The organism is Amycolatopsis nalaikhensis (assembly GCF_030264295.1).
Classification (GTDB): domain Bacteria; phylum Actinomycetota; class Actinomycetes; order Mycobacteriales; family Pseudonocardiaceae; genus Amycolatopsis; species Amycolatopsis nalaikhensis.
Map to the genome: position 1 here is coordinate 346,499 of NZ_CP127173.1, position 20,846 is coordinate 367,344.

Annotated in this window: 14 protein-coding genes, 1 pseudogene and 1 riboswitch; of the genes and pseudogenes, 5 read left to right on the forward strand and 10 right to left on the reverse strand. The window is 71.9% G+C overall.

Annotation, left to right across the window (positions count from 1 at the left end):
• The first annotated feature begins 34 nt into the window (after window positions 1–34).
• The gene (locus QP939_RS01760) at window positions 35–2,014 is read left to right on the forward strand and encodes an SDR family oxidoreductase (RefSeq protein WP_285454716.1); all 1,980 of its coding nucleotides are present in this window, start codon (window positions 35–37) and stop codon (window positions 2,012–2,014) included.
• Between the two features lie 340 nt (window positions 2,015–2,354).
• Window positions 2,355–4,136: a hypothetical protein gene (locus QP939_RS01765; RefSeq protein WP_352250059.1), complete on the forward strand. Its 1,782-nt coding sequence runs from the start codon at window positions 2,355–2,357 to the stop codon at window positions 4,134–4,136.
• A gap of 2 nt (window positions 4,137–4,138) precedes the next feature.
• Here QP939_RS01765 and QP939_RS01770 read toward each other — a convergent pair whose 3' ends face one another.
• Window positions 4,139–5,290, reverse strand: coding sequence for an FAD-dependent oxidoreductase (locus tag QP939_RS01770; RefSeq protein WP_285454718.1), 1,152 nt, complete (start codon window positions 5,288–5,290; stop codon window positions 4,139–4,141).
• Between the two features lie 86 nt (window positions 5,291–5,376).
• Window positions 5,377–6,699: an aminotransferase-like domain-containing protein gene (locus QP939_RS01775; protein WP_285454719.1), complete on the reverse strand. Its 1,323-nt coding sequence runs from the start codon at window positions 6,697–6,699 to the stop codon at window positions 5,377–5,379.
• A gap of 77 nt (window positions 6,700–6,776) precedes the next feature.
• Between QP939_RS01775 and QP939_RS01780 the strand changes: the two genes are divergently transcribed.
• Window positions 6,777–7,433 (forward strand): O-methyltransferase, encoded by a 657-nt coding sequence (locus tag QP939_RS01780; RefSeq protein WP_285454720.1) that lies wholly within the window; start codon window positions 6,777–6,779, stop codon window positions 7,431–7,433.
• Window positions 7,434–7,436: 3 nt separating this feature from the next.
• Here QP939_RS01780 and QP939_RS01785 read toward each other — a convergent pair whose 3' ends face one another.
• Window positions 7,437–9,350 carry a transglycosylase domain-containing protein gene (locus QP939_RS01785; protein WP_285454721.1) on the reverse strand — a complete coding sequence of 638 codons (1,914 nt, stop codon included), beginning with the start codon at window positions 9,348–9,350 and terminating at the stop codon, window positions 7,437–7,439.
• A 173-nt stretch (window positions 9,351–9,523) separates the two neighbouring features.
• Between QP939_RS01785 and QP939_RS01790 the strand changes: the two genes are divergently transcribed.
• Window positions 9,524–11,428 (forward strand): LamG-like jellyroll fold domain-containing protein, encoded by a 1,905-nt coding sequence (locus tag QP939_RS01790; protein ID WP_285454723.1) that lies wholly within the window; start codon window positions 9,524–9,526, stop codon window positions 11,426–11,428.
• 16 nt (window positions 11,429–11,444) lie between these two features.
• Here QP939_RS01790 and QP939_RS01795 read toward each other — a convergent pair whose 3' ends face one another.
• Window positions 11,445–12,164 (reverse strand): FadR/GntR family transcriptional regulator, encoded by a 720-nt coding sequence (locus QP939_RS01795; protein ID WP_285454724.1) that lies wholly within the window; start codon window positions 12,162–12,164, stop codon window positions 11,445–11,447.
• Window positions 12,165–12,277: 113 nt separating this feature from the next.
• On the opposite strand from QP939_RS01795, the gene QP939_RS01800 reads away from it, so the two are divergent.
• Window positions 12,278–12,508, forward strand: coding sequence for a hypothetical protein (locus QP939_RS01800; protein WP_285454726.1), 231 nt, complete (start codon window positions 12,278–12,280; stop codon window positions 12,506–12,508).
• 67 nt (window positions 12,509–12,575) lie between these two features.
• Here the strand turns inward: QP939_RS01800 and QP939_RS01805 are convergent, their stop codons facing one another.
• The 6 genes and pseudogenes from QP939_RS01805 to gcvP all read right to left on the reverse strand — a co-directional run bounded on the left by QP939_RS01805 (window position 12,576) and on the right by gcvP (window position 20,601).
• Window positions 12,576–13,943, reverse strand: a complete 1,368-nt coding sequence (locus QP939_RS01805; protein WP_285454727.1) for an L-serine ammonia-lyase — start codon at window positions 13,941–13,943, stop codon at window positions 12,576–12,578.
• Between the two features lie 14 nt (window positions 13,944–13,957).
• Window positions 13,958–14,959 (reverse strand): lipoyl synthase, encoded by a 1,002-nt coding sequence (gene lipA, locus QP939_RS01810; RefSeq protein WP_285454728.1) that lies wholly within the window; start codon window positions 14,957–14,959, stop codon window positions 13,958–13,960.
• On the reverse strand, window positions 14,956–16,230 hold the full coding sequence (gene glyA / locus QP939_RS01815) for a serine hydroxymethyltransferase (protein WP_285454729.1): 1,275 nt from the start codon (window positions 16,228–16,230) through the stop codon (window positions 14,956–14,958). The genes lipA and glyA overlap by 4 nt, the downstream gene beginning before the upstream one ends.
• A complete protein-coding gene (gene gcvH, locus QP939_RS01820; RefSeq protein ID WP_285454730.1) occupies window positions 16,230–16,607 on the reverse strand; it encodes a glycine cleavage system protein GcvH in 378 nt (125 codons plus the stop codon). The genes glyA and gcvH overlap by 1 nt, the downstream gene beginning before the upstream one ends.
• A 12-nt stretch (window positions 16,608–16,619) precedes the next feature.
• A pseudogene (gene gcvT / locus QP939_RS01825) lies at window positions 16,620–17,712 on the reverse strand (glycine cleavage system aminomethyltransferase GcvT).
• Between the two features lie 57 nt (window positions 17,713–17,769).
• On the reverse strand, window positions 17,770–20,601 hold the full coding sequence (gene gcvP / locus QP939_RS01830) for an aminomethyl-transferring glycine dehydrogenase (RefSeq protein WP_285459616.1): 2,832 nt from the start codon (window positions 20,599–20,601) through the stop codon (window positions 17,770–17,772).
• 134 nt (window positions 20,602–20,735) lie between these two features.
• Window positions 20,736–20,829: riboswitch (glycine riboswitch) on the reverse strand.
• Window positions 20,830–20,846 lie beyond the last annotated feature (17 nt).

Consider the following 20,846-nt stretch of genomic DNA (forward strand, 5'->3'; position numbering starts at 1 on the left):
GTTAGAGTCGGCCCGACGACGGAAGGGACCGGCCATGACGACCTACTTCGTGACGGGCGCGACGGGCTTCATCGGGAAACGCCTGGTCGCGCGCCTGCTGCGGCGGCCGGAGACCACCGCCGTATACGCGCTGGTGCGGGAGACGTCCCGCGAGCGGCTGGCCACCCTCGCCCGGGACTGGGCGGGCGCGGACAAGCTGCACGCGGTGGTCGGCGACCTCGCCGAACCCCGCCTCGGCGTCGACCCCGCCGGGCTCGGACCCCTCGACCACGTCGTCCACCTGGGCGCGATCTACGACCTCACCGCCGGCGAGGAGGCCAACCGGCGCGCCAACGTCGAGGGCACCCGCCACCTGCTGGCCTTCGCGGCCGCGGCGGACGCGGGGCTGGTGCACCACGTGTCGTCGATCGCGGTCGCGGGCGACCACGCCGGGCGGTTCACCGAAGCCGACTTCGACCTCGGCCAGCACTTCGGTTCGCCGTACCACGCGACGAAGTTCCAGGCCGAGAAGCTCGTGCGCGAGCAGCCGTTGCCTTACCGCGTCTACCGGCCGTCCGCGGTCGTCGGCGACTCGCGCACCGGCGAGATGGACAAGGTCGACGGCCCCTACTTCTTCCTCCCCGCCATCTCGCGGCTGGCGGCGCTGCCCCGGCGCCTGCCGCTCGCCGCCCCGGACCTCGGTGCGACCAACCTGGTGCCGGTCGACTACGTCGTCGAGGCGATGGAGTACCTGATGCACCGCGACGCGCCGTCCGGGGCGACCTACCACCTCGCCGCCGCCCGGCCGCAGGCGCTCAACTCCGTCTACAACGCCTTCGCGCGCGCCGCGGGCGGGCCGACGATCCGCGCGGTGCTGCCGGACAAGCCGTCCGGCGTGGTGCGGCGCGTCGGCGGCCGGGTCGCGAAGGCCGCCGCGGCCGGGGTCGACCGCCTGCCCGGCGGCCGGGCCGCCCGAGCCGCCGTCCTGGAAGAGCTGGGGGTGCCCCTGGAGGTCTTGCCGCACCTGACGATGGACGTCGTCTTCGACACCGCGCGCACGACGACGGCCTTGTTCGGCAGCGGCATCGAGCTGCCGGAGCTGCGCGACTACGCGGCGCCGCTCTACCGCTACTGGCGGGCCCACCTCGACCCCGACCGCGCCCGCCGGACCCACGGCCTGGCCGGGCGGACCGTGCTGGTCACCGGCGCGTCGTCCGGGATCGGCCGGGCGACGGCGCTGGCCGTGGCCCGCAAGGGCGCGAAGGTGATCCTCGTGGCCCGCCGCGCTTCGGAGCTCGAAGAGGTCCGCGACGAGATCACGGCGGCAGGCGGGCTGGCCACGGCGTTCCCGTGCGACCTCACCGACGGCGACGCCGTCGACGCGCTGGTCAAGGACGTCCTCGGCGAGCACGGCGCGGTCGACATGCTGGTGAACAACGCGGGCCGGTCGATCCGGCGCTCGGTCGCGCTGTCGACGCAGCGGTTCCACGACTTCGAGCGCACGATGGCGATCAACTACTTCGGCCCGGTGCGGCTGATCCTCGGGTTCCTGCCGTCGATGGCGGAGCGCCGGTTCGGCCACGTCGTCAACGTGACGACCCAGGGCCTGCAGACCGACACCCCGCGCTTCTCGGCGTACCTCGCGTCGAAGGCGGCGCTGGAGGAGTTCGGGCTGGCGGCCGGGCGCGAGACGCTGTCCGACGGGATCACGTTCACGTCGGTCCGGATGCCGCTGGTCCGGACGCCGATGATCGCCCCGACCGGCTACCGCGGCCTCCCGTCGAGCAGCCCGGAACGCGCGGCAGCGCTCGTCGTGAAGGCATTGGAGGAGCGGCCGGAGATCCTCAGCCTGCCCGAAGGCCGCGCCGCCGAGCTGGCGACGCTCGTGACGCCGCGGCTCGCCCGCTTCGCCGCGCACCTGGCGTACCGGGCGATGCCGGAGTCGGCCCCGGAGGCGCGCGACCTGCCGCGTCGCCCCGCGCCGGCGTCGGTCGCGGCGGCGGTGACCCGCCTTTTCTGGCGCCGCCGTGCTTGATCCCCGCGTTTTCCGCCGAAACGCGGGCGCGGCGCTACCCTCGCGCGAGTCCCGCTCACCGGAGCGGGCTCGGGAACTGGGGAGTTCGCAATGGGATCCAGCACTGGGGAACGCCACGCCGTAGCGGAGGAAACGGCCGCGATCGGCACAGCCAGGTAGCAAGCGCCCCAATGTGGCCTTGGTTGCGTCAGACGCACCCAAGGCGGCCTTCGGTGCGTCTGACGCACCGAAGGCCACATTGGGGCGCTCTGGACCGGACCAGCGTGCTCGTCATGTCCGTCGCCGCCGCGGCCGCTACCATCGCTTTCCGGGTGTGATCGGGAGCGGAAGGCGGGCAGGCGTGGACGTGGCGAGTCCTGCGCGCGCCGCCGAGCCCGAGTCCGCCGCCGCCCGGCCCGCGCGGCCGCGGTGGCTCTGGGCGGTGCACGCCGGCTGGGTCGTCGTGCTGGCGCTGGCCACCGAACTCCGCGTCGGCCGGTTCGGGTTCCACCCCTCCGACCAGGGCTTCATCCTCGCCCAGGCCTGGCGCGTGCTCCACGGCGAGGTCCCGCACGCCGACATCATCTCCGCGCGCCCGCTCGGGTCCGCCGTCCTGCACGTCGTCGACTACGCGCTGCCCATGCCGTTGTTCTTCGGGTCGAGCTTCCTGTCGATGATCGAGATCATCGTCGCGACGATCGCGTTCGCCACGCTCGTCACGCGCCGCCGCGTCCTGGACTGGGGTCCGGGCATGACGGCGATGGTCGCGGCCGCGTCGCTGATCAACCTCAACGCCTTCCCGCTGATGGCCTGGCACACCGTCGACGGCATCGCGCTCACCGCGTGCGGTGCCTGGGCGCTCGACGCGGGCCTGCGCGAGGGCCGCGCCTTCGCCCGCCGCGGCGGGCTGGTGCTGCTCGGCTGCGCCGTCTTCGTCAAGCAGAGCTTCGCGCTGGCCGCGGTGATCGGCGTGCTCTGGCTGCTGCTGCACCCGGCGACGCGGGCGGGTTCGCGACGCGCGCTGCGGGTGCTCCTCGACCTGCTCGCGCTCGGCGCGCCCGGGCTGCTGTACGTCGCCTGGGTCAGCCTCGGCGGCGGCTTCACGGAGATGGTCGAGCAGCTCACCGGCGGCGTGCCCGCCTACGGCGAACGCCTGCTCGGCCTCTGGCTGGAAGACCCCGAAGTCCTGACGAAGGCGCCGGTGCGGGAGCTGAGCTTCTTCGCCGCGATCGCCGTCGTGCTGCTCGCCGTGCGGCTGCCCGGCGACCGGCTCGGCGCGGCCGGGCGCGCCGCCTCCTGGGTGCTCGTGCTCGCCGGGGCGGCCGCGGTGGTCTGGACGGTCGTCGACGGCCGCTTCACCGGCTCCTCGCGCTGGGCGGACGTCCTGTGGTGGATCGTCGCGGTGAGCGTGCCGGTGAACGCGGCCGTGCGGCGGAAGGTGCCGTGGGCCGGGCTGCTCGTGCTCGCCACCGGGTTCATGACCAGCCTGTCCTGGGGCAACGACACGCCGACGCTGCTCACCGGAACCCTCGCCCTGACGGCGTTGCTGCTGCTGAGCCACGTCGTCCCGCCGCGGCCCCGCCTGGCGCGGCGCTGGGTGACCGCGACGGCGGGACTCACGGCGGTGGCGGTCTGCGGCTGGGTCGTCGTCGTCCGCCACGACCAGGCCGCCTACCTCGATCTCGGGCACGACCGGCTGACCGCGGACCTCGGCGACGTCAGCCCGGCGATGGCCGGGATCCGCACCAACCCCTCGACCTTCCGGTACGTCGAGCAGATCCGCGGCTGCCTGGACCGCTTCCCGGCGCCACGCACGGCGGTCCTGCCGGACAACGCCTTCGCCTACCCCGCGTTCGGGCTGCGGAACCCGTTCCCGCTGGAGTGGCCGCTGCCGCTGGAGATCGTCGGCGACGCGCCCGAGCGGATGCTCGCCGAAGCCGACGCGCTCAACCGCGAAGGCGGCTACCTGGTGCTGTTCCAGACGGTGCCGACGCGGGTGCTGGCGACGGGCGGCCCGGTGCCGGCCGAGGTTCCGGCCGACACGCCGGTGTTCACCTACCTCGGGCTGGAGAAGGCGATCCAGGACCGGCTGACGGGCCGCGTCGTCACCTGCGGCAGCTTCGTGGGCAAGTACGTGCCCTGACCTCAGGACGCCCGCGCGGCCTCGTTGATCGTGCTGAACACGTCGATCAACGTCCGGGCGACGTCCTCGCCCTCGGCGCCGGACAACAGCTCGCCGAACCGGACGCTCTCCGCGGCGATCTTCGCCGCCCGCGGGAACATCGCCGCCTCGTACTCGGCCAACGCCGTTTCGACGTCGCCGGGGTGCGCGGCGATGGCCCGGCCGAGTTCCGCGCCGTCCAGCATGGCCAGGTTGGCGCCTTCGCCGTTGGCGGGCATGAGGTGGGCGGCGTCGCCGACCAGCGTCACGCCCGGCGTCCGGTCCCAGCGGTGGCCGATCGGCAACGTGTAGTGGGGACGCAGGACCGGCGCGGTGTCGAAGTCGGTGATCAACGCGGTGATTTCCGGTGCCCAGCCGTCGAACTCCGCCGCGACCCGCGCGGCGGCCGTCGCCGGATCGGTGAAGTCGATCGTGTCGAACCACTCCATCGGCCGGGTCAGCGAGACGTAGGTGTGCAGCGTGTCGCCGCTTTCCCGGTGGGCGTGGATGCCCTTGCCCGGCGCGGGCACCATCAGCGAGCCGCCGCCGACCGCCTTCGCGGTGGCCGGGTGCCGGGTGTCGGCGTCGTACAAGTACGTCTCGACGAAGGCTTCGCCGATGTACTCGGGCCGCGCATCCGACAGCAGGGTCCGGATCCGCGACCACGCGCCGTCCGCCCCGACCACGAGCTCGGTGACGACCACGCCGGAATCGGCGAAGCTCACCTCGTGACGGCCATCCCCGAGCGCGCGGACGCCGGTGACCTTGTGTCCCCATCGGACAGTGCCTTCGGGCAGCGAGTCCAGCAGCATCCGCCGGAGTTCCCCGCGCTGCACCTCGGGACGCCCGCCCGTGCCGTCGTCGCCCTGCTCGAACAGGACAGTCCCGCCGTGGTCGAGGATCCGCATCGCCTGACGGCCTTCCAGGACCAGGCCGCGGAACTCGGCCATGAGCCCGGCCGCCTCGACGGCGAGCTGCCCGTTGTAGTCGTGGATGTCGAGCATCCCGCCCTGCGTCCGGGCCATCGGCGACGACTCGGCCTCGTAGACCTCCGCCGGAATCCCGTGGACGTGCAGGACGCGGGCGAGGGTGAGCCCGCCGAGCCCGGCGCCGATGATCGTGACTGGGGTGTGCATCCCTGTGCTCCTTCGAATTCTCGGTGACCTTCGAAGGCTGGCGCGGACCGCTGGCGGGCGGCGCACACGGCGCTGGCACGCGGCTGTCAGTCGGCCGCCAGGTCGTCCGGGCTGCCGTTCGCCAGCCCGGCGAGGACGTCGAGCGCCGCGGCCAGCGTCTCGACCGGCGGCGCGGAAACCGCGATCCGCACGGCGTTCGGCGCGTGCCCCGGCAGGACCGCGAACGCCGCCGCCGGGGACAGCGCGATGCCGTGGCGGGCCGCCGCCGCGACGAACGTCTCCGCGCGCCACTGGTCCGGCAGCTCCCACCAGCGGTGGTACGACGCCGCGTCGCCGCGCAGGCCCGGCAGTTTCTCCGCCACCACGGACGCCCGCTCGGCGGCGTCACGGCGTTTCGCGGCTTCGACTTCGGCCAGGGTGCCCGTCACGATCCACTGCGTCGCCGCTTCGACGGCGAAGCGCGACGCGGCCCACGCGCCCGAGCGGACCGACGACGCCAGCCGCGCGGTCCACGCGGGCGGTGGCACCAGGAACCCCGCCGTCAGCCCGGGGGCGACGCGCTTGGAGAGGCTGTCGACGAACACCGTGCGCTCCGGCGCGAACGCGGCGAACGGCCGGACGTCGTCGCGCAGGAACGTGTAGATGCCGTCCTCGATCACCGGCAGGTCCAGCCGGGCGACGACGTCGGCCAGCTCCGCGCGACGGCGTTCGGGCATCGTCGTGCCGAGCGGGTTGTGCAGGGTCGGCTGGACGTACAGGGCACGCACCGGCCCGGCCGCGACCAGGGCCTCGGGCACGAGCCCGGACTCGTCCGTCTCGATCGGCACCAGCTCGACGCCGAGCCGGGCCGCGACCGCCTTCACCACCGGGTAGGTCAGCGACTCCACCGCGAGCCGCTCCCCCACCGGCACGAACGCGGCGATCGCCGCCGCGATGGCCTGCCTGCCGTTGCCGGTGAACAGGATCGTCGCCGGGTCCGGCCGCCAGTCGCCGCGGGTGAGCAGCGCGGCCGCCGCCTCACGCGCCGCGCGGGTGCCCGCCGCGCCGATCGGGTGCAGGGCCGCCGTGAGGACGTCGTCGCGCAGCAACGGCTCAAGGGCCTTGGCCAGCAACGCGGACTGGTCCGGCAGCACGGCGAAGTTGAGTTCGAGGTCGACGCGGGCGCCGCCCGGTTCGGCGAGCGCGGGTTCGGGCGGCGGCTTCGCGGCGCGGACGAACGTGCCGCGGCCGACCTCGCCGACGGCCAGGCCGCGCCGGACGAGCTCGCCGTAGACGCGGGCGGCGGTGGAGTTCGCGATGCCGCGCTGGCGCGCGAAGCGGCGTTGCGGCGGGAGCCGGTCGCCGGGCCGGAGGCGGCCGGCTTCGATGTCGGCGGCGAGGGCGTCCGCGACGACGCGGTAGTCGTCCATGTCCACCTTCCCGCCGTCGGCCGTCCGGTGAGCATGATCCCACGTCGCCCCTTCGCTAGATTGGCGGTGGAGGTGCCATGACCGACAAGACCTGGGCCGAAGTCGACGACTACCTCACCGGCGCGCTGCTCGCCCCCGATCCCGTGCTCGACGAGGCGCTCGCCGACTCGGCCGCGGCCGGGCTGCCGTCGATCGCCGTCGCCCCCAACCAGGGCAAGCTGCTGAACCTGCTCGCCCGCCTCGCCGGCGCGAAGACGATCCTGGAGATCGGCACGCTCGGCGGGTACAGCACGATCTGGCTGGCCCGCGCGCTCCCGCCCGGCGGCAAGCTGGTGACCTGCGAATACGAGCCGAAGCACGCTGAAGTCGCGAAGGCCAACCTGGCGCGCGCGGGCTTCGGCGAGGACGTCGCCGAAATCCGCGTCGGCGCGGCGCTGGACACGCTGCCGACGCTGACCGGGCCGTTCGACTTCGTGTTCATCGACGCCGACAAGGCCAATCTCGCGAACTACGTGCGCGCCGCGCTGGACCTGGCGCGGCCGGGCACGACGATCGTCGTCGACAACGTGGTCCGCCGGGGCGGGGTCGCCGACCCGGCGAGCACCGACCCGAACGTCCTCGGCGCGCGGGAGATGTTCGAGGTGCTGGCGGGCGAGCCGCGGCTGGACGCGACCGCCGTCCAGACCGTCGGCACCAAGGGCCACGACGGATTCGTCCTCGCCCTGGTCCGCTGACCCTCACCGCCGCGGCGGGCGCGCCTCGACCCCGGGCTCGGGATCGCCCAGCGGATGGACCGGCTTCCCCTCGTGGGCCGCGGTCATGAACGTGCGCCAGATGTCGGCCGGGACGACGTCGCCGGTGAGCTTGGCGCCGGTGGCGTCCTTGAGCCGCCGGTCGTCGTCGGAGCCGATCCAGACCGCCGTCGCCAGCTGCGGGGTGTAGCCGACCGCCCAGGCGTCCTGGTTGTCCGGGGAGTTGCCGTGCTCGGCCGCGCCGAACCGCAGCGCGGCCGGGCGGCCGTCGGGCAGCGAGGTGCGCAGCGTGGTGGTGACGTCCCGGGCGATGCGGCGGCTGTCGTCGCCGAACGCCGGGGCCGCGGTGTCCGGGTGCTCCCAGACGACCGTGCCGCTTTCGTCGCGCACCTTCGCGACCAGGTGCGGGGTCGCGCGCAGGCCGTCGGCGGCGAAGGTCGCGTACGCGCCCGCGATGTCCAAGGGCCGCAACGGATACCGGCCGATCGCGATGCCCGGCCCGATCAGGAAGCCGTCCTTCTCGCGCAGGGTCGGGACGCCGTCGACGGTCTCCGGGATGCCCGCCTGCCGCGCGGTTTCGCTGAGCGCGTCCGGGCCGAGCTGCTTCGCCAGCGCGATGAACGGGCCGTCCGCCTGGGTCCGCATCGCCGTCGACGGCGAGCACTTCGGGCCGCAGACCTCGGGGTACTGGAACGTCTCCCCGAGGAACTCCTGCCGCTCGGGGGCCGGGATCGGCTGGTCGAGACCGTAGCCGCGGCGCAGGGCGGCGGCGAGGGTGAAGGGGTAGAACGCCGACCCGATCGCGTGCGGCGTGCCCGCGTAGTCGCGGACGCCTTGGTCACCACCGTTGTAGGCACGCACGGCGCCGGTCTTCGGGTCGACGGCGACCAGCGCGCCGCGGAACTCCTTGGGCTCGTTCTTCAGCCGGTCCCGCACCGCCTTCATCGCGGCGTCCTGCATGCCGCGGTCGAGCGTCGTCTCGACCGTCATGGTGCCCTGCTGGAGCCGTCCCAGCGGGAAGCCGTCCTGCTCCAGCTCGGCGAGGACCTGCTGCTTGAGGTGGAACTCGTCGTAGGTGACGCGGCCGGCGCGCGTCTCCGACGGCGGCTGGACCTCGGCGCCGGGGTAGGCCATCGGCTCGTCGCTCTTCACGTACCCGCGCGCGACGAGCTTGTCGCGCACGTACTGCCAGCGCCGGGCCGCGTGGGCGTCGCCGGAGGCGGCCGGGTCGTGCACCGACGGCGACTGGATCATCCCGGCGAGGAACGCGGCTTCGCTCCAGGTCATCGAGTCGTCGAGCTTCTTGCCGAAGTAGGCGTGCATCGCCGCGGCGGGGCCGAACGTGCCGCGGCCGAAGGAGATGATGTTGACGTAGCTCTCGAAGATCTGCTCCTTGCTCTGCTCCTGCGTGATCTTCGTGGCCAGCACGAGCTCGGCGAACTTGCGGCCGAGCGTGGCTTCGTCGTCGCCGGTGGACTTCTTGATGTACTGCTGGGTGATCCCGGAGCCGCCGCCGACCCCGGTGAGGAACGCGCGGCCGATGCCGGTCGGGTCGAAGCCCGCGTTGTCCCAGAAGGTCGGGTCCTCGGTGGCGATGATCGCGTCACGCAGCTTCGCGGGGATCTGCGCGTAGGGCACGAACGTCCGGTCGCCGTCGGCCGGGATCACCTTGAGCAGCTCGGACCCGTCGGAGTACTGCAGGACGACGGTCTTGTCGAGCCCGGCGAGCACCTCCTGGGGACTGCGGACGTCGAGCACGAGGTAGGCGACCCAGAAGGCGATCAGCGGGACGCCGACGAGCGCGCCCGCGGTCCACCCGGCGATCTTCCGGATCCGCCGCCACCGGCGACGGCGCGGGGTGTCCGGCTTCTCGGCTTCTTCCTCGGTCGGCAAGGTCACGAACGGATGACGGCCGGACGGGTGAAAAGGTTCGGTGGAGCTTTGACGGGAGTTGTTCGAATCCTGTCAAGACGCGCCCCCGCTGCGGGCCATCTGCTGTTCGCGTCGTCTCAAGCAGGCGGGATTAGCGTCCGGACGCCGAAGAACTCCCCGGAAACCGAATGAGGCAGATCATGCGCGAAAACCAGGCGGGCCCGAACCGGCGGTCCTTCTTGCGTACGGCGGGACTGGCCGGCGTCGGCGCGACGGCGCTGGGCGCGCTCGGCGCCGTCCCCGCCGCGGCGGCCGGCCAGGACCGCGGCCGGTGGCGCCCGGACGGCGAGAGCCGCCAGTTCACCGTGGCCGTCATGCCGGACACCCAGTACCTCTACTGGGGCAGCCAGAACAGCATCAACCCGGAGCCGCAGGAAGCGTCGTTCCGGTACGTCATCGAGCGGAGCGGTGCGCAAGGTGACAACGTTGTCTTCCTCGCCCACCTCGGCGACCTGACGCAGGACGCGGACGCGACGTCGTTCCAGGCCGTGGACCGGATGTTCAGAACACTGGACTCGGCAGGCGTCGCCTACAGCGTCCTCGCGGGCAACCACGACGTGTCCGGGGACGACACGCGCGGCACGACGCCGTACCTGGAAACGATGGGGCCGCAGCGGTTCCGCCGCAAGAAGTCGTTCGTAGGTGCGGACGCGAGCGGCTACAACACCGCGCACGTCTTCCGCGCCGCCGGGCGCGAGTGGCTGCTGCTGGCCATGGACTGGCGCACGTCGGCCGCGGGCTTCGCGTGGGCGAACGACGTGATCAAGCGGCACCCGCGGCTGCCCGTGATCCTCACCTGCCACGAGATCGTCGCGCCGACCTACGGCGACGAGGTCTACCCGTACGAGTCGGGCGATCCGGAGAACAACGCCGAGCTCACCGGCTACGGCCAGACCGTGTGGGACTCGCTGGTCAAGGACAACGACCAGATCTTCCTCGCGCTCAACGGCCACTACTGGCCCTCGGGCCGGATGACGAAGCAGAACTCCGCGGGCCACGACGTGCACCTGCACATCACGAACTACCAGAACCGCTACATGAGCGGCGGCGGCATGCTGCGCCTCTACCACTTCGACCTCGACCGGAACACCATCGACGTCGAGACGGTCTCGCCGTGGATCCTCGAGAAGGACCCCGCGGAACGCAACCGCCTGGAGGCGCTGGAGTCGCGGCTCACCACGTCCGTCGACCGCTTCTCGATGCCGTTCGACTTCGAGCAGCGCTTCTCCGGCTTCATCCCGGTACCGGTCCGCCCGGCGCGCCCGGCCGCGAAGGTGCTCGTGCCCGGCACGCTGGCGTACTGGCGTTTCGACGGCGTCGGCGCGAACGGCAGCCCCGTCACCGCCGGGCAGCGGGTGCGCGACCTGTCGGGCCGCGGCAACGACCTCACGCCGCAGTCCGTCACCGGCACCGCGCCCGACGCGCTGGTCTGGACCGACGACCACCACCCGGACCAGCCGGGCCACGCCGCCTTGCGGTTCACCGGCGGCAAGAACCCGCTGCACGGCGCGTATCTCACGACCGGGCCGCGGGCGCCGCTGAACACCGAGACGTTCGAGCGCGGCTACACCATCGAGACGTTCGTGAAGATCCCGCGCGACTGGGACGGCGGCAACAACGGCAACATGCCCGTCCTGGTCCGCCGGGGTGCGGCCGGCGACGCGGGCAAGCACGGCAAGAACACCGACCCGAAGGAGCCGGTGGCCCAGCTCATGACCACGAACAACGGCCGTGAGGTGCAGTTCAACCACTACCCGCTCAGCCAGACCTACCCGACCACCAACTGGAGCCACGGCCTGCCCGAAGACCAGTGGTGGCACATCGCGGTCGTCAACGACGGGCACCACACCAAGCTGTACGTCGAGAGCGCCCTGGTGGCCGACAACCCCTCCACCGACTCCGTCGGCATCGCCTCGCTGGGCCTCCCCTGGCTCCTCGGCGGCCACGAGTACGGCGGCGCACTCGACAACGTGTTCCACGGCTGGATCGGCGACGTCCGGATCGTCGGCCGGGCCCTGCGGCTGGAGGAGTTCCTGACCCGCTGACCCCGTCGCCGCCCGGTCAGGACAGGAAGGCGCGCAGGAGGGACGCCGTGCCCTCGATGTGCTCCGCCATGGCCTGCCGGGCGGCCGGGGCGTCCCCGGCGAGGATCGCGTCCACGATCGCCTCGTGCTGGGCGTTGGAGTGCTCGAGGTTCGGCGGCAGCAGCGGGATGCGGTCGAGCAGCTGGTTGACGCGGGTGCGGGCGTCGGCCATCGCCGTGGTCAGCGACCCGGACGCGGTCACCTCGGCGATCGCCAGGTGCAGGCGTGAATCCTTGCGGCGGTAGTCGTCGAGGCTCGCCCCGGCCGCTTCGGCGAGGGTGCCGGTGAGGTGCTGCCGGTCGGCGGGGCTGAGCGACCGGGCGGCGGCCATCTCCGCGGCCCCGGTCTCGAGGACGTACCGGAGGCTGAGGGCGTCTTCGAGGGCGACGGCGTCGACCTCGCCGCCTGGTTCCGGCGGGGCGGGCAGGGTGTCGTGCACGAAGGTGCCGCCGTAGCGGCCTCGCCGTGACTCGACGTAACCGGCGTCGGAGAGCGCCCGGATGGCTTCGCGCAGCGTGACGCGGCTGACCCCGAGCCGTTCGGCGAGCTCCCGCTCCGACGGCAGCCGTTCCCCGGCCCCGACGACCCCGAGCCGGATGGCCTGCAGCAGCCGCTCGACGGTCTCCTCGAAGGCGTTGCCCGCGCGAACCGGCCGGAACAGCGCTTCGCCGGCATTCACCACCGAGGTCGACTCCATCCCGCGAGTTTAGGCCGCGGCGCACCTTCGGAGTGGCCGCGGGCTCGCGCGGCGGTCACACTGTGTTCGCGGTGCGGAAAACCGGTGGATCCGGACGGCCACGGTCGGCGACGATGGGACCACGGACACCGAACATCGACGCAGGGGGCGATCCGGTGCACTTCCTGATGGCCGAGGACCTGGTCCACGAGCGCGAGAGCGAGCTGCGCCACGGCGTGCGCAACCGCCCGCCGGGCCGAGCCGTGCCGAGCCGCCACCCGGGGACGAGGAGACAGCAGCTCGGCTGGCGCCTCGTCGAAGTGGGGCTGCGCCTGGCGGTGGACCCGGAGGACCGCCGCACCTGACAAAAGCGTCACTTTCCCTACGAAAGTTCCGCATCGGGAGCGGAGCTTTCGTAGGGAAAGTGACGGGTCAGCACTCGATGACGTTCACCGCCAGGCCGCCGCGGGCCGTTTCCTTGTACTTGACGCTCATGTCCGCGCCCGTCTCGCGCATCGTCTTGATCGCCTTGTCCAGCGTCACCACGTGGCTGCCGTCGCCGCGCATCGCCATCCGGGCCGCGTGGATCGCCTTCGACGCGCCCACCGCGTTGCGCTCGATGCACGGGATCTGGACCAGGCCGCCGACCGGGTCGCACGTCAGCCCGAGGTGGTGCTCCACGCCGATCTCCGCCGCGTTCTCCACCTGCGCCGGGGTTCCACCGAGCACCTCGGTCAGCCCCGCCGCGGCCATCGCCGACGCCGAGCCGACCTCCCCCTGACAGCCGACTTCGGCGCCCGAGATCGAGCCCGTCTGCTTGAGGATCGAGCCGATCGCGCCCGCCGTCAGCAGGAACGTCACGATCCCGTCGTCGGTCGAGTGCCGGATGAACCGCTGGTAGTAGTGCAGCACCGCCGGGATGATGCCCGCCGCGCCGTTGGTCGGCGCCGTCACCACCCGGCCGCCCGCCGCGTTCTCCTCGTTCACCGCCAGCGCGTACAGGCTCACCCAGTCCATCGCGTACAACGGGTCGTCCGCGCCGTCCTCGGCCAGCAGCTTCTCGTGCAGCGAACGTGCCCGCCGCGGCACCTTCAGCCCGCCCGGCAGGACGCCTTCGTGCGTGCAGCCGTTGCGGACGCACTCCGCCATGACCGCCCAGATCCGCAGGAGCCCGTCGCGGACTTCTTCGCGGCTGCGCCACGCCAGCTCGTTCGCCAGCATGATCTCGCTGATCGCGAGGCCGGTCTCCGAGCAGTGCGCGAGCAGGTCGGCGCCAGTGCGGAACGGGTACGGCACCGGCGTCGAGTCCTCGACGAACACCGTGTCCGTCTCGTACGACTCGTCGCGGACGAAGCCGCCGCCGACCGAGTAGTACGTGCGCTCCCGCAGCAGCGAGCCCGACGCGTCGAACGCGCGGAACACCATGCCGTTCGGGTGGGCGGGCAGCGACTTGCGCCGGTGCATGGTGAGGTCGGTGTCCTCGTCGAACGCGATCTCGTGCGTGCCGCCCAGCCGCAGCCGCCCGGACTCGCGGATCGCCTCGATGCGCCCCGGCACGGTGTCCGTGTCGATCTCTTCGGGACGCTCACCCGAAAGCCCGAGCAGGACGGCCTTGTCGCTGCCGTGCCCGAACCCCGTCGCGCCCAGGGAGCCGAACAGCTCGGCCTGGACGCGGGACACCGAGGCGAGGTCGTCACCGAGACCGTCCACAAAGGTCCGTGCCGCCCGCATCGGCCCGACGGTGTGGCTGCTCGACGGGCCGATGCCGATGGAAAACAGGTCGAAGACGCTGATCGCCATTGATCCGCCCCTTCCTATCGCGCCAGCAGCGAGCTGGCTTCTTGCGCGGCCGGGCCCTGGTCGGCGAGGTGCTGCAGGTTGCCCGGCAGCTCTTCTCCACGGTAACGCTTGGTCTGGGCGTACAGCCGTCCCGCGCGGTAGGACGAGCGCACCAACGGCCCCGCCATCACACCGGCGAAGCCCATCGCCTCGGCGGCCTGGGAGTGCTCGACGAACTCCTCCGGCTTCACCCACCGGTCCACCGGGTGGTGCCGAGCAGAGGGCCGCAGGTACTGCGTGATCGTCAGGATCTCGCACCCCGCGTCGACCAGGTCCTGCATCGCCGGAGCCACCTCTTCAGGGGTCTCACCCATGCCCAGGATCAGGTTGGACTTCGTCACCAAACCGGCCTCACGCGCGGCGGTGATGACCTCCAACGACCGCGCGTAGCGGAAGCCGGGACGGATCCGCTTGAAGATCCGCGGCACCGTCTCCACGTTGTGCGCCAACACCTCCGGCCGCGACCCGAACACCTCCGCCAACTGCGCCGGATCCGCGTTGAAGTCCGGGATCAGCAACTCAACGCCGGTACCCGGGTTCAGCGCGTGAATCTGGCGGACGGTCTCGGCGTACAGCCAGGCGCCGCCGTCTTCGAGGTCGTCCCGGGCCACGCCGGTGACCGTCGAGTACCGCAACCCCATGGCCTGGACGGACTCCGCGACCTTCCGCGGCTCGGTCCGGTCCAAAGCCGCCGGTTTCCCGGTGTCGATCTGACAGAAGTCACACCGGCGGGTGCACTGGTCCCCACCGATCAGGAACGTGGCCTCACGGTCTTCCCAGCATTCATAGATGTTGGGACAACCCGCTTCTTCACAGACCGTGTGCAAACCTTCGCGGCGCACCAGGCCCTTGAGTTCGGTGAACTCCGGACCCATCCGCACCCGCGTCTTGATCCACGACGGCTTCTTCTCGATCGGCGTCTCACTGTTGCGGACTTCCAGACGCAGCAGCTTCCGGCCCTCGGGCAACGCGCTCATCGCGAAAGGTCCGCGTACAGCGGGTGCTTCGCCGCCAGAGCCTCGACGCGGTCACGCAGCTTGGCGCGCACGCCGTCGTCGTAGCCCGGCTTCAGCGCCTCGGCGATGACGTCGGCGACCTCGGCGAAGTCCTCGGCCCGGAAACCGCGGGTGGCCAGCGCCGGGGTGCCGATCCGCAGGCCCGAGGTGACCATCGGCGGCCGCGGGTCGAACGGGACGGCGTTGCGGTTGACCGTGATGCCGACCTCGTGCAGCCGGTCCTCGGCCTGCTGACCGTCCAGAGTGGACTGGACGAGGTCGACGAGCACCAGGTGGACGTCGGTACCGCCGGTGAGCACCCGCACGCCCGCCGAAGCGCAGTCGGCCTGCGAAAGGCGCTCCGCCAGGATGCGCGAGCCCTCCAGCGTGCGCTGCTGGCGCTCGCGGAACTCGTCGCTCGCGGCGATCTTCAGCGCGACGGCCTTGGCCGCGATCACGTGCTCGAGGGGCCCGCCCTGCTGGCCGGGGAACACCGCCGAGTTGATCTTCTTCGCCAGCTCCTCGCGGCACAGGATGAGGCCGCCGCGCGGGCCGCCGAGGGTCTTGTGCGTGGTCGTGGTGACGATGTCGGCGTGCGGCACCGGCGACGGGTGCAGCCCGGCCGCGACCAGCCCGGCGAAGTGCGCCATGTCCACCATCAGGCGGGCGCCGACCTTGTCCGCGATGCGGCGGAACTCGGCGAAGTCCAGCTGGCGCGGGTAGGCCGACCAGCCCGCGATGATCAGCTTCGGCTCGTGCTCGACGGCCAGGCGCTCGATCTCGGCGAGGTCGACGATCCCGGTCTCTTTGTCGACGTGGTAGGCGACGACGTTGTACAGCTTGCCCGAGAAGTTGATCTTCATCCCGTGCGTCAGATGACCGCCGTGGGCCAGGTCGAGGCCGAGGATGGTGTCGCCCGGCTTGAGCACGGCGAACATGGCGGCCGCGTTGGCCTGCGCGCCCGAGTGCGGCTGGACGTTGGCGTGCTCGGCGCCGAAGAGGGCCTTCGCGCGGTCGATGGCGAGCTGCTCGACGACGTCGACGTGCTCGCACCCGCCGTAGTAGCGGCGGCCCGGGTAGCCCTCGGCGTACTTGTTGGTCAGCACCGAACCCTGCGCCTCGAGCACGCCCACCGGGGCGAAGTTCTCGGAGGCGATCATCTCCAGGGTGGACTGCTGGCGGTTCAGCTCGTCCGCGACGGCCGCGGCGACCTCGGGGTCGACTTCGGACAGGTGCTGGTCGAACGTCGTCATCAGTTCTCCTGGGTGTGCGCGGCGTACGCGGCGGCGTCGAGCAGTTCCGGCACGTCCCCGGACAGACGCACCTTCAGGAGCCATCCTTCGGTGTAGGGGTCCGAGTTGATGACCTCGGGGGTGTCCGATGTGGTGCCGTTCACCTCGACGACCTCGCCGGAGACCGGCGCGTACAGCTCGCTGACCGACTTGGTCGACTCGACCTCGCCGAACACCTCGCCCGCGGTCACGGTCGAGCCGGCCTCGGGCAGCTGGACGAACACGATGTCACCGAGCGATTCGGCGGCGAAGGCGGTGATGCCGACGGTGGCGACGCCGTCCTCGACCTTCAGCCACTCGTGTTCCTTGGTGTACTTGAGGTTCTCGGGGATGCTCATGGGAAAAGTCCTTTACGCGCGGGAGTAGAAGGGCAGGGCGACGACCTCGACGGGCTCGATCCTGCCCCGGATGTCGACGGAGAAGCTCGGTGCCGGGCTCGGCGTACGCCCGATCGACGTACGCCATGGCGATCGGGTAACCCAGCGTCGGCGACAGGGCACCGCTGGTGACCTCGCCGATCTCGGTGTCCCCGGCCAGGAGCCGGTAGCCGTGGCGCGGGGCCCGGCGGCCGGTGCCCTTGAGGCCCACCCGCACGCGCGGGACGTCCTGCTTGGACCGCTCCTCGAGGGCCGCGCGGCCGACGAAGTCGCCCGGCTTCTCGAACTTGACGACACGGCCGAGCCCGGCCTCGAACGGGCTCTGCTCGACCGTGAGTTCGTTGCCGTACAACGGCATCCCGGCTTCCAGCCGCAGCGTGTCGCGGCAGGCGAGACCCGCCGGGACCAGGCCGTGCGGCTCGCCCGCGTCCATGAGCAGACGCCACAGCGCCGGTGCCTCGTCGGCGTCGACGAACAGCTCGAAGCCGTCCTCGCCGGTGTAGCCGGTGCGGGCCAGCAGGACGTCGTGGCCCTTCACCGAGGCCGGGACGCTGGCGTAGTACTTGAGCGCGTCCAGGTCGGCGTCGGTGACCGCGCCGAGGATGGCCGCGGCGTTCGGGCCCTGGACGGCGATCAGCGCGGTCGTCTCGGACCGGTCGTCGACCACCGCGTCGAAGCCCGCGACGCGCTCGGCCAGCGCGTCGGCGACGACCTGCGCGTTGCCCGCGTTCGCGACGACCAGGTAGTGCTCGTCGGCCAGCCGGTAGACGACCAGGTCGTCCAGCACGCCGCCGTCGGCGTTGCAGATCATCGTGTACCGCGCCCGGCCCGGCTTGACGCCGGTGAGGTTGCCGACCAGCGCGAAGTCCAGGACGTCGGCCGCCTGCTTGCCGGTGACGTGGATTTCGGCCATGTGCGAGAGGTCGAACAGCCCGGCCGCCTCGCGGACGGCCTTGTGCTCGGCCAGCTCGCTGGCGTAGCGGACCGGCATCGACCAGCCCGCGAAGTCGGTGAACAGCGCACCGAGTCCCTTGTGGACTCCGTGCAGGGAGGTTTCGCGAGACATTGTCGCCTTCCGTAGGTGGTCGTGAGTGAAAAACAGTGTTCTAACACTGTTTTTCACTCACGAGCCGTACTCGCTGAGGGGCGGGCAGGAGCACACGAGGTTACGGTCGCCGCGGGCGCCGTCGATGCGACGCACCGGGGGCCAGTACTTGTTCTTCCGGGAAACACCCGCCGGGTACACCGCCAGCTCGCGGCTGTACGCCTTGTCCCACTCCCCGACCAGCGTCTCCGCGGTGTGCGGGGCTCCCCGCAGCGGCGACTCCTCGGCGGTCCAGCGACCGGCAGCCACCTCGTCGATCTCGGCGCGGATGGCGATCATCGCGTCGCAGAACCGGTCGATCTCGCCCAGGTCCTCGGACTCGGTCGGCTCGACCATCAGCGTCCCCGCGACCGGGAACGACATCGTCGGCGCGTGGAAGCCGTAGTCGATGAGCCGCTTGGCGACGTCGTCGACCGTCACACCGGTCTCCTTGGTGATCTGGCGCAGGTCGAGGATGCACTCGTGCGCGACCAGGCCGTCCTGGCCCGTGTAGAGCACCGGGTAGTGCGGCGCCAAGCGCGAAGCGACGTAGTTCGCGGCGAGCACGGCGACCTTCGTGGCCGCGGTCAGGCCGGGCGCGCCCATCATCCGGACGTAGGCCCAGGAGATCGGCAGGATCGACGCCGAGCCGTAGGGCGCGCCGCTGATCGGGCCGACGCCGGTTTCCGGGCCCGCGGCGTCGAGCAGCGGGTGGTTCGGCAGGTACGGCGCGAGGTGCGCGCGCACCGCGACCGGGCCGACGCCGGGGCCGCCACCGCCGTGCGGGATGCAGAAGGTCTTGTGCAGGTTGAGGTGCGAGACGTCGCCGCCGAATTCGCCCGGCTTCGCCAGGCCGAGGAGGGCGTTGAGGTTCGCGCCGTCGACGTAGACCTGGCCGCCGCCGTCGTGGACGATCTTGGCCAGCTCGTCGATGCCGTGCTCGTACACGCCGTGCGTCGAGGGGTAGGTGACCATGATCGCGGCCAGCGTGTCGCGGTGGGTGTCCACCTTGGACCGCAGGTCGTCGAGGTCGACGTTGCCCTCGTCGGTGCACTTCACGACGACCACGCGCATCCCGGCGAGCACCGCGGACGCGGCGTTGGTGCCGTGCGCGGAGGACGGGATCAGGCAGACGTCGCGCGCCTCGTCGCCGTTGGCGCGGTGGTAGGCGCGGATCGCGAGGAGCCCGGCCAGCTCGCCCTGGCTGCCCGCGTTCGGCTGCAGCGACACCTTGTCGTAGCCGGTCACCTCGGCCAGCCAGCCCGCCAGCTGCTCGACCAGCTCGTGGTACCCGGAAGCGTCCTCGGCGGGCGCGAACGGGTGGATGCCCGCGAACTCGCGCCAGCTGATCGGCTCCATCTCCGTGGTGGCGTTGAGCTTCATCGTGCAGGAGCCGAGCGGGATCATGCCGCGGTCGAGCGCGTAGTCCAGGTCGGACAGCTTGCGCAGGTAACGCAGCATCGCCGTCTCGGAACGGTGGGTGCCGAAGACCTCGTGGCCCATGAAGCCGCTCTCGCGGGCCAGGCCGTTCGGCAGCGCGACGCCGCCCTGGACGTCTTCCTCGACCCCGAACGCGCGAAGGACCTTCGCGGTGATCGCGGGGGTGCTGACCTCGTCGAAGGCGACGCGGACGTGGTCGGCGTCGACGTGGCCGAGGTTGATCCCGGCTTCGCGGGCGGCCGCGTGGACCTCGGCGGCCTGGCCCGGGACGCGCGCGACGACGGTGTCGAAGAAGGACTCGTGCACCACCTCGACGCCGGTCTTGCGGAGGGCGTCGGCGAAGCCCGCGGCGAGGCCGTGGACGCGCTGGGCGATCTTCTTCAGACCGTCGGGGCCGTGGTAGACCGCGTACATCGCGGCCAGCACGGCCGGGAGGACCTGCGCGGTGCAGATGTTCGACGTCGCCTTCTCGCGGCGGATGTGCTGCTCACGCGTCTGCAGCGCGAGGCGGTAGGCGTTGTTGCCGTCGGCGTCGACCGAGACGCCGACCAGGCGGCCGGGCAGCGAGCGCTCGAGTCCGGAGCGAACGGACATGTACCCGGCGTGCGGGCCGCCGTAGCCGAGCGGGACGCCGAAGCGCTGCGTCGAGCCCGCGGCGACGTCGGCACCGAACTCGCCGGGCGAGGTGATCAGGGTGAGGGCGAGGAGGTCGGCGGCGACGGTGTACAGCGCGCCCGCGGCCTTCGCCGACTCCGAAATGGCCTGGTAGAAGCCGCGGCCGCGCAGCACGCCGGACGCGCCGGGGTACTGGACGACGACGCCGAAGAACTCGTCCGGCAGGCCGGTGAGCAGGTCGCGGACCTCGACCTCGATGCCGAGGGCCTCGACGCGGGTGCGCACGACGGCGATGGTCTGCGGCAGGCACTCGGCGTCGAGAACGACCTTGTTCGACTTGGACTTCGAAGCGCGGCGCATGAGCGTGACGGCCTCGGCGACGGCGGTCGACTCGTCCAGCAGCGACGCGTTCGCGGTGGCCAGGCCGGTCAGGTCGGCGACCATGGTCTGGAAGTTGAGGAGGGCTTCGAGGCGGCCCTGGGAGATTTCCGGCTGGTAGGGCGTGTACGCGGTGTACCAGGCCGGGTTCTCGAGGACGTTGCGGCGGATCACGCCGGGGGTGACGGTGTCGGAGTAGCCGAGCCCGATCATCTGCGTCATCGGCCGGTTGCGCGCGGCGAGGGCGCGCAGCTCCGCGGTGGCGTCCTCTTCGGACGCGGCGGGCGGGAGGGTCAGTTCCTTGGTCGCGCGGATGGCGCTGGGGACGGCGGTGCCGACGAGGGCGTCGAGGCTGCCGTAGCCGCACTCGGCCAGCATCTTCGCGCGTTCGGCCTCGGACGGGCCGATGTGGCGGGCGTCGAACTGCGTGGAAGTGATCGGGAGCTCCTCGGGCCGGGCACACAACGGTGCGCTGGAACTCCCCCTCTGTCATGGCACCTGAGAGTTTCACCGTGGGAGACACGGCTTTCACCTTGGGTGAGGCGCGGGTGCGCCTGCTTTCCAGAGTGGCCTCGCGCGAAGCGGTAGCAGGTACCTGAGAGATTCCGGGGAGTTTGCTCCTTCGGTGCCCCACCGACTTCGTGAGGGCTCTCCCGCCTCGGCTCTACGGCCCGATCTGCAGT

Bases quoted from the DNA above. Each gene is read 5' to 3' on its own strand.
- QP939_RS01760 (WP_285454716.1), top strand. From the start codon at position 35: ATGACGACCTACTTCGTGACGGGCGCGACGGGCTTCATCGGGAAACGC.
- QP939_RS01770 (WP_285454718.1), bottom strand. From the start codon at position 5,290: ATGCACACCCCAGTCACGATCATCGGCGCCGGGCTCGGCGGGCTCACC.
- QP939_RS01775 (WP_285454719.1), bottom strand. From the start codon at position 6,699: ATGGACGACTACCGCGTCGTCGCGGACGCCCTCGCCGCCGACATCGAA.
- QP939_RS01780 (WP_285454720.1), top strand. From the start codon at position 6,777: ATGACCGACAAGACCTGGGCCGAAGTCGACGACTACCTCACCGGCGCG.
- QP939_RS01790 (WP_285454723.1), top strand. From the start codon at position 9,524: ATGCGCGAAAACCAGGCGGGCCCGAACCGGCGGTCCTTCTTGCGTACG.
- QP939_RS01795 (WP_285454724.1), bottom strand. From the start codon at position 12,164: ATGGAGTCGACCTCGGTGGTGAATGCCGGCGAAGCGCTGTTCCGGCCG.
- QP939_RS01800 (WP_285454726.1), top strand. From the start codon at position 12,278: ATGGGACCACGGACACCGAACATCGACGCAGGGGGCGATCCGGTGCAC.
- QP939_RS01805 (WP_285454727.1), bottom strand. From the start codon at position 13,943: ATGGCGATCAGCGTCTTCGACCTGTTTTCCATCGGCATCGGCCCGTCG.
- lipA (WP_285454728.1), bottom strand. From the start codon at position 14,959: ATGAGCGCGTTGCCCGAGGGCCGGAAGCTGCTGCGTCTGGAAGTCCGC.
- glyA (WP_285454729.1), bottom strand. From the start codon at position 16,230: ATGACGACGTTCGACCAGCACCTGTCCGAAGTCGACCCCGAGGTCGCC.
- gcvH (WP_285454730.1), bottom strand. From the start codon at position 16,607: ATGAGCATCCCCGAGAACCTCAAGTACACCAAGGAACACGAGTGGCTG.